Consider the following 7,029-nt stretch of genomic DNA (forward strand, 5'->3'; position numbering starts at 1 on the left):
CGATACGATGACCGGCGACGATGAGCGAATGACGCTCGACGCGATCAACCAGGGGAAACCCCTTGCAACCTTCACGTAAATCCAAACCCGGAAGCTACCGTCCGACGGATCCCGGAGAGCCTCGGGACGGCCTGCAGCCGCAACAATATCGTCGCTGGGTTCCAAAAGCCAAGGCAAGCATGCTGGTCGAAGCGTTGACGCCGGGGGTGAATGTTCCAGCGCCAGCCAGGGTGGTTGGGGCGAGCTCGTCGATCAACAAAGCAGATGCCGGTGTTTCCCAAACCGACGCAAGCGCCTCCTTGCTGCCCCTCGAAACAGTCCCGGCCCTCCCGATCGCTATCGAACTGTTTCGAGCATTCAATGAGAGCGGCCTGAAGTACGGAATAATTCAGGATCTCGCATCCCTGCAAAACGGACTTGCGGGCCGCGATGACCTGGATCTCCTTCTGGACAAGCACGACTACCCAGTCTTCTGCTCGATCGTGAGCAAGCTGCACGGCTGTCGCAGCGTGAGCCTGTCTTGCTACGACAATGTCTGTGCCGGCCGGGAGGACTGGTTCCTGCCTGACTTTCCAAATGGCCGCTATCTCCACCTCGACATGCATATCGGGATCCGTGTCGGCTGGGAATTTCGCAAGCGGTATCCGGTATTCGACTATGCGGCGATTACACGATGGGAGTCGATTTGTGTGGATGGGGTGTCGATTCCAGTCGTCTCACCCGAGGACGAGATTCGAATAACCATTGCCCGCTTCGCCTTCCGGACCTGGGCATTGCCTTGGCGACAGTGGATCACCGTCGGTGGTGGTTGGAGGGACCAGTTTGCACGCCCGCCACTTCCGTCAGGCCAGCAAGGCTTGGGTGTCGCGGAATACACGCTTGGCGGCGGCAGAGTGGCGAGCTGCAGGTTTCTGCAAAGCGCAGACGGTTTGATGGCAAACCGCAGAGATCTTGCCAGACTCCGGCGTTCAATCCGTGAAGCCTGCGGTTTTACAGGAGGTTACGGGATCGCCGATGCCGGCGTTCATCTGGCCCGCAAGACCTCATATCTGGCGTTGATGTCCCTTCAGCGCCTGATGCCCGGCACATTCCCACCAAAGAGGCGGCCTGCGGCTGGCGGCTTTGTAGTGGCGCTCGTCGGCCCTGATGGCATGGGAAAGAGCACTCAAGCTGATCGGCTGACACGGATATTTCGATGGAAATTCGGGTGTGCGCAAGCATATGTCGGAATCGGAGACGGCAATGGGTGGTGGCTCCGCAAGGCGTTGCAGACTCTGGTTTTTCCCTACAGACGCCGCCTAAAGTCGTTGGCCCAGCACGATGGCAACAATTCCTTCAGCCGAAATTGGTCGAAGGGAGGATTCGCCGCTGCCGCGCTGGCATTCTGGGCAGTCTTGATCGCGTTTGAGCGATACGCTGTCGTGAAACGTGCGCATCGATGGGCTACGCGCGGCCTGATCGTCATTTGTGACAGGTGGCCGCAGGCGCTATGTAGCGGATATCTGGACGGGCCAACCGTCCCACCGCACCTCTTCTCCGTCCCCGGCCTGTCGGTTCTCGCCCGCCTCGAGCAAAGGCTCTATCAAAAGATGGCAGAATGCCAGCCACAACTCACTTTGCATCTCGTTTCAGATTTTGCCGTCTCCGAGCAGCGCAAGCCGGGAGAGATCAGGAAAGAAGCGTTCGATGCGCGGCTATCGCTGATGGCGGAGTTGCGAGACAGGGACAAGAACATCCGAACCATTGACGCGAGCGCCGGCATAGAGGCGGTCGGCCAGGAACTGTTCAGGCATATCTGGTTGTCCTTCTGAGAACAGCTGGCGGCTTAACGCCGGCATTCACCACAGCAGACGCGCTGGCCAGCTTGCCACGATCGCGCCAAGCAACAGCCGATCCAGGCCGTGCCAGGGAAGCCGCCGAGGAGCCCTCAACGCTCCGCCTCCAGGCGCTCGCTCACCCGGATGCGCCGCCCCGGATTCATGTTCCCTGAGGTATAAGCAAATGAAGATTGTTCATGTGCTCACCAGACTGCTTCGGGCAGGCTCCGAAGAGAACACATTGGCCTGCTGTCTCGCTCAGGCGCGGCATGGCCACGAAGTGCTTTTGGTTCACGGCCAAGAATACGATCCTGGATTACGGGCGTCGGTCGCCGGAGCCATCAGGGTGGTGACTCTGGAAAAACTGATCAACTCGATTTCGCCATCCCGTGACATTTCCGCATTCGGGCAACTCACTCGCCTTATACGCGATTGGCAACCTGACATCGTGCACACACATCAAAGCAAAGCCGGGATCGTCGGTCGCCTTGCCGCCAAGGAAGCCAATGTCCGTTGCATCGTGCATGGCGTGCACATTTTACCTTTCGTGCATGTGGGCAACGCGCAGAGGCTCATGTTCCTGGCTGCCGAACGCCTGGCCGCGAAAGTCACGCGCGCTTTCATCGACGTCAGCCAGGCCATGCGCGACATTTGCATCGCCAATCATTTGGGCAGTCCCGATCAGCACCACGTCGTCCATTCCGGTTTCGATCTGACACGCTTCGCGAACGCGCAATGGCCGCAGGAGCCGCATCTGCTCCTGGGAACGGCCGCCGGAGAGCCTAAGCCGCCGGTAATCCTTATGCTGGCCGCACTGGAACCGAGAAAACGCCATGTAGAGTTCATTGAAGCATTTGGGCAAGTCGTCGACCGAATCCCAAACGTGCGACTGATCCTAGCCGGTGAAGGGCCGACCCGGTCCGCTGTTGAAGCGGCGATTGAACGATCCCCGTTCGCCAATAACGTTCGCATGATCGGCTACCATTGCGAGCCTGAACGACTAATCAGCCTGGCCGATGTATGTGTTCTGACGTCCATGCGAGAAGGACTGCCTCGGGTCGTAATGCAGTATCTGGCGGGTGGTCGAGCCAGCGTGGTCTCGCACCTGCCGGGCGTGGAAGAAGTGGTGAAGCATGGCGTGAACGGAATCGTGACGCCAGCAGAAGATGTTGGCGCCGCAGCGGCGGCGATCGCCGACCTTCTGCAAAATGAGCGCTATCGCGCTCAACTGGCTGCCAGCGCGAAATTCACCGACCTTTCGTCATGGGGGATGGATGCCATGTGCGACAGGGTCGAGTCGATTTATCAGTCCGTTCTTGAGTCGGCTCTCTCAGCCGCAAGGCCGAATGACCCGCGAATTCGCGATGGCCTCGCCAAGCAGACCGTAGGACTGCACGGATTTTGATCCCTTTTGCTCCTTCGACGGAGCCCGGATTTCCAAGGCTTAATTCTCGACAACGAATACCCTGCCGTGACGTTCCGCCGATGAATGTCGACTGGTCCTGACGGCAGCATGACAACGGGAGTACGACGATGCGTTTGCGTGCCAACCAGCAATTTCCATCCAAGCCTTCGCTGCAGGATTGGTGCCGATGGCTATTTCCAAGATCCGGACCCGTGGCCGGCCGCATGCTCGCAATGATTGGTGGCCTCGCCATTGCCGTTGTTCTGCTCGCGGCAGACGCTTCCCGTGCCGATGGCTACACATTCGACACCGGCGACGTCCTGCGAGTATCCGTGATTGGCGAGACAGCCTATCCTCTGGAAGTCGTGGTCGATGATCGGGGCTCGATATCACTTCCCATGTTGGGTGATGTCCAAGCCCGCGGCCTCAGCAGCGTTGCCCTTTCGCAGGCCATTCAGCGTGCATTCCAGCAGCAGAAGCTCATCCTCGAGCCCTACGTGAAAGTGGAGATCGGCCAGTACCGGCCATTCTTTATTTCCGGGACGGTTGCTCATCCAGGATCGTACCCGTTTCAACCCGGCATTACGGTTCGCCATGCACTCGCCATAGCAGGCGGCTTTCGGGCTACGACCGCGGGAAACACGGAGCCGGCCCTGCAAATAGCGGATCTACGCAGTGCGCGCGCAGGTCTGGCGATCGAGGAATACCGTCTGAAGGTTCGGCTTGCCCGGCTCCAGGCGGAAAGCCGACAGGACAAATCCTTCGTTGCCCCGCCGGATCCGCCAGTCGAGTTTGGCGTCCACTTGATTGACGACATCGTAGCATCCGAACAAGCGCAGTTGGACGCCCGCCTTGCCGCATATCGGGACGACATTTCCTACCTTGATGTCTCGTTGGAGCGGGCCAGGAAGGAAGCGGATATGGTCGCTGCCACTCGAAAGGAACGGGAAAAGACCGCGGACATTCAACTCGAGGAACTGCAGTCTGCCCGGTCATTGCGGGAAAAAGGCCTGGTCACCAATTCGAATGTCATGACGGCCGAACGAGCACATACCAGCTATCGCGCCGAACTTTCGCAGACCGAGCTGCAGCAGGAGCAGGCGCAGCAGGCGATGCTGACCGCTGAAAGCGAGCTGCGAAAAAAGAAGCAGAGTTATGAAATGGACTTGATCTCGCAGACCCAAGACACGCAGGTCGAGCTGGGGAAAATTCAAAGTCAAATAAGGTATGTCGCCGACAAGCTTCTCTTTATATTTACGTATGGCGAACAGAGGACCTTCGACGACTTGCAAGGCTCCGTGAAGATTTCAATCTTCAGGCGCGACCAGAAAGCCGCCCACGACATCGTCGCGGATGAAAACACGGAAGTCAGAGCTGGCGACGTCATTGAAGTCTCGATTGTGGCCAACAAAGGGTTCTACGCCCCGGACACTTCCGGAACAACGGCGATCCCGAATGCGAAAGGCCCGGCGCTTCAGCCAAGCCTTATCGGTCAATAGCAAGAACACATGCCCGCTTCCTCGGTCACGGCTTCGCTTCAGGCTGCGGCCTCGCTCCGCAACGATCGTGGGTTCGTTGGGCCATGATCGGGCGGACCTTTGAGGGACCAGATCATGCGTGCGTTCAGAGACCAGTAGCGGCGCGGCGGAGCTTTTCACGCCGGTCGGCGCGATCCTGGCTAACCTTTAGAGACGGAGACCTGTCATGACAGCAACAGAGCTGAAACCTCCGATTTTCCTGATCGGCAACTATCGGTCTGGAACCACAATCGCACAAAAATTAATCGGGCTGCACCCCGACATCGTCACCTGGTACGAGCCGAAAACAGTGTGGCTATACGCCGATCCGGCGCGGCGCCATGACGAATTCGTCGAAACCGACGCTACTGATAGGGTCGCTCGCTACATTCGCGGCAGATTCCTTGAATATCAGTCGCAACACGGCGACAGACAGATCATGGAAAATACGCCTGCCAATGTCCTGCGGGTGCCGTTTGTTCACAAAATATTTCCAGACGCGATATTTCTCTATATAACGAGAAATCCTTTTTCTTACATAAGCTCGATGGAACTTAAATGGCAGCGAGCTAAATCTTTAAAAGGTCTAATACGCCTCTTGAAGATGACGCCCGTGTCACAGATTCATTATTATGCAAGGGACGTTCTGAAGCAGGTGGTCACAAAAAGGCTGCTGGGGAAGAAATACACATCGATCTATGGGCCACGTTACAACGGGATAGATCGGGATTTGAAGGAGAACGAGAAACTGACGGTGATCGCGCGCCAGTGGGCGCGCGGCAATCGAAAGGCTCGCGAAGATCTCGCCAGGCTGGGCAATGGCCGCGTGCTCTCTTTCCGCTACGAGGATTTGATACAGGACCCCGAGTTGGTCTTGCGGCGAATCTATGAGCATTGCGGGCTGAACTGTACTGACGATATCGTCCACAAGGCCAAGGAGATGATCGATCCCGGCCGCCAGCAGAAGTGGCTCCGCCTCGAAAAGAAGGATTTGACGGCGATCATACCGGAGATCCGGGATGAGATGGAGTTCTATCGCTACGAAATCCCCCCGCTCCTTCAATAGGGAAGGCGCGCAGGGCGGGCAAGCGAGACCGCTGCCGAGCGCCCTTGATGACCTCATGCGATCGCGCAACTGCAAAATAGGTGCGGTGAAGCTGAGTGTCGAAGGGCACGAATGACCCTTACGCCGGCATCCCGGCAATGACGAAATGACCATGGCGCCGATGATCGCGGGGCGCATCGCCTGCGGCCCGGCGGATCCAGTATGGACGCAGTGGTCGCCTTTTGAACCGGCCGACGAGTGGAGAGAGATGTGAGCAACAACCGGCGGGGGCTGGCAAAACAGAGTGTCGTGGGCATGTTCTGGACGGCCCTGTCGATGGGCGCCCTCGCGGTCGCCGAGCTTGTCGCACTTCTCGTCCTGGCCCGATTGCTCTCGCCCAATGAGTTCGGCCTTTACTCCGCAGCGCTGATCGTCATCAAGTTTTCGGCGATCTTCCAGGGACTTGGCATTAGCCCCGCAATCGTCCAGCGCCCGGTCCTGGAAGAACGACATCTTCGGGTAGGGTTCACCTTGTCGTGCCTCCTCGGCCTTGTTGTGTCCGCCCTGGTATGGGCGATGGCACCGGCAATTGGCGGTCTGCTTCGGCTCTCCGATCTTGCTCCGATCGTTCGTGCCATCTGCTTTGTGTTCCTTTTCCAAGGCGCTTCCATGGTGGCATTGGCCGCAGCGCAGCGCGCGCTGCGGTTCCGCTGGCTGGCGCTCGTCGACGCCTGCGCCTTCGCCGCTGGCTACGTCGTTGCCGGTCCAATACTGGCTTGGCTCGGCTTCGGTATCTGGGCCCTTGTCGGCGCGCTCCTGATCCAGCAATTCATCCGCATGGTCGTGCTGCTCGCCGGCCAGCCGCATCCGATGCTACCTTTGCTGGAACGCCGCGCCACCGTCGAGTTGCTTTATTTCGGAAGCGGTTTCACCATTGCCCGCATATGCAATTACCTCGCCACCCAGGCGGACAGGCTTGTCGTGGGCCGCTGGCTCGGGGCAGATGCGCTTGGCCTGTATGGCCTGTCGTCACAGCTGATGACGACGCCGGCGGTCATCGTCGGCCAGGTTCTCGATCGAGTGCTGTTCCCGACCATGGCTCTGGTCCAGGAGCAGCCGGCGCGGCTTGCTCGTGCCTATCGCAGCGCGGTCGCGGGTTGCGCTCTGCTGGTCCTGCCGGCCAGTGTGGTCGTGGCGATCGTCGCGCCGGAGTTGGTTGCTGTCATTCTCGGGCGGGGATGGGTG

The 7,029-nt window shown here is 58.8% G+C and carries 5 protein-coding genes; all 5 read left to right on the forward strand.

Annotated features, from left to right (window positions below):
* Positions 1-62 precede the first annotated feature (62 nt).
* Positions 63-1,811 carry a hypothetical protein gene (locus FJ434_RS10260; protein WP_246678256.1) on the forward strand — a complete coding sequence of 583 codons (1,749 nt, stop codon included), beginning with the start codon at positions 63-65 and terminating at the stop codon, positions 1,809-1,811.
* A gap of 190 nt (positions 1,812-2,001) precedes the next feature.
* Positions 2,002-3,222, forward strand: a complete 1,221-nt coding sequence (locus FJ434_RS10265; protein ID WP_140714974.1) for a glycosyltransferase — start codon at positions 2,002-2,004, stop codon at positions 3,220-3,222.
* Positions 3,223-3,350: 128 nt separating this feature from the next.
* Entirely contained in the window at positions 3,351-4,721 is a 1,371-nt protein-coding gene (locus FJ434_RS10270) for a polysaccharide biosynthesis/export family protein (RefSeq protein ID WP_246676134.1), read from the forward strand.
* Positions 4,722-4,926: 205 nt separating this feature from the next.
* Entirely contained in the window at positions 4,927-5,805 is an 879-nt protein-coding gene (locus FJ434_RS10275) for a sulfotransferase (protein ID WP_140505874.1), read from the forward strand.
* Between the two features lie 249 nt (positions 5,806-6,054).
* On the forward strand, positions 6,055-7,029 hold a 975-nt coding region (locus FJ434_RS10280), incomplete at its 3' end, for an oligosaccharide flippase family protein (RefSeq protein WP_246679056.1).

Origin of the sequence: Mesorhizobium sp. B2-5-13 (assembly GCF_006440535.1) — a bacterium.
Lineage (GTDB): Bacteria > Pseudomonadota > Alphaproteobacteria > Rhizobiales > Rhizobiaceae > Mesorhizobium > Mesorhizobium salmacidum.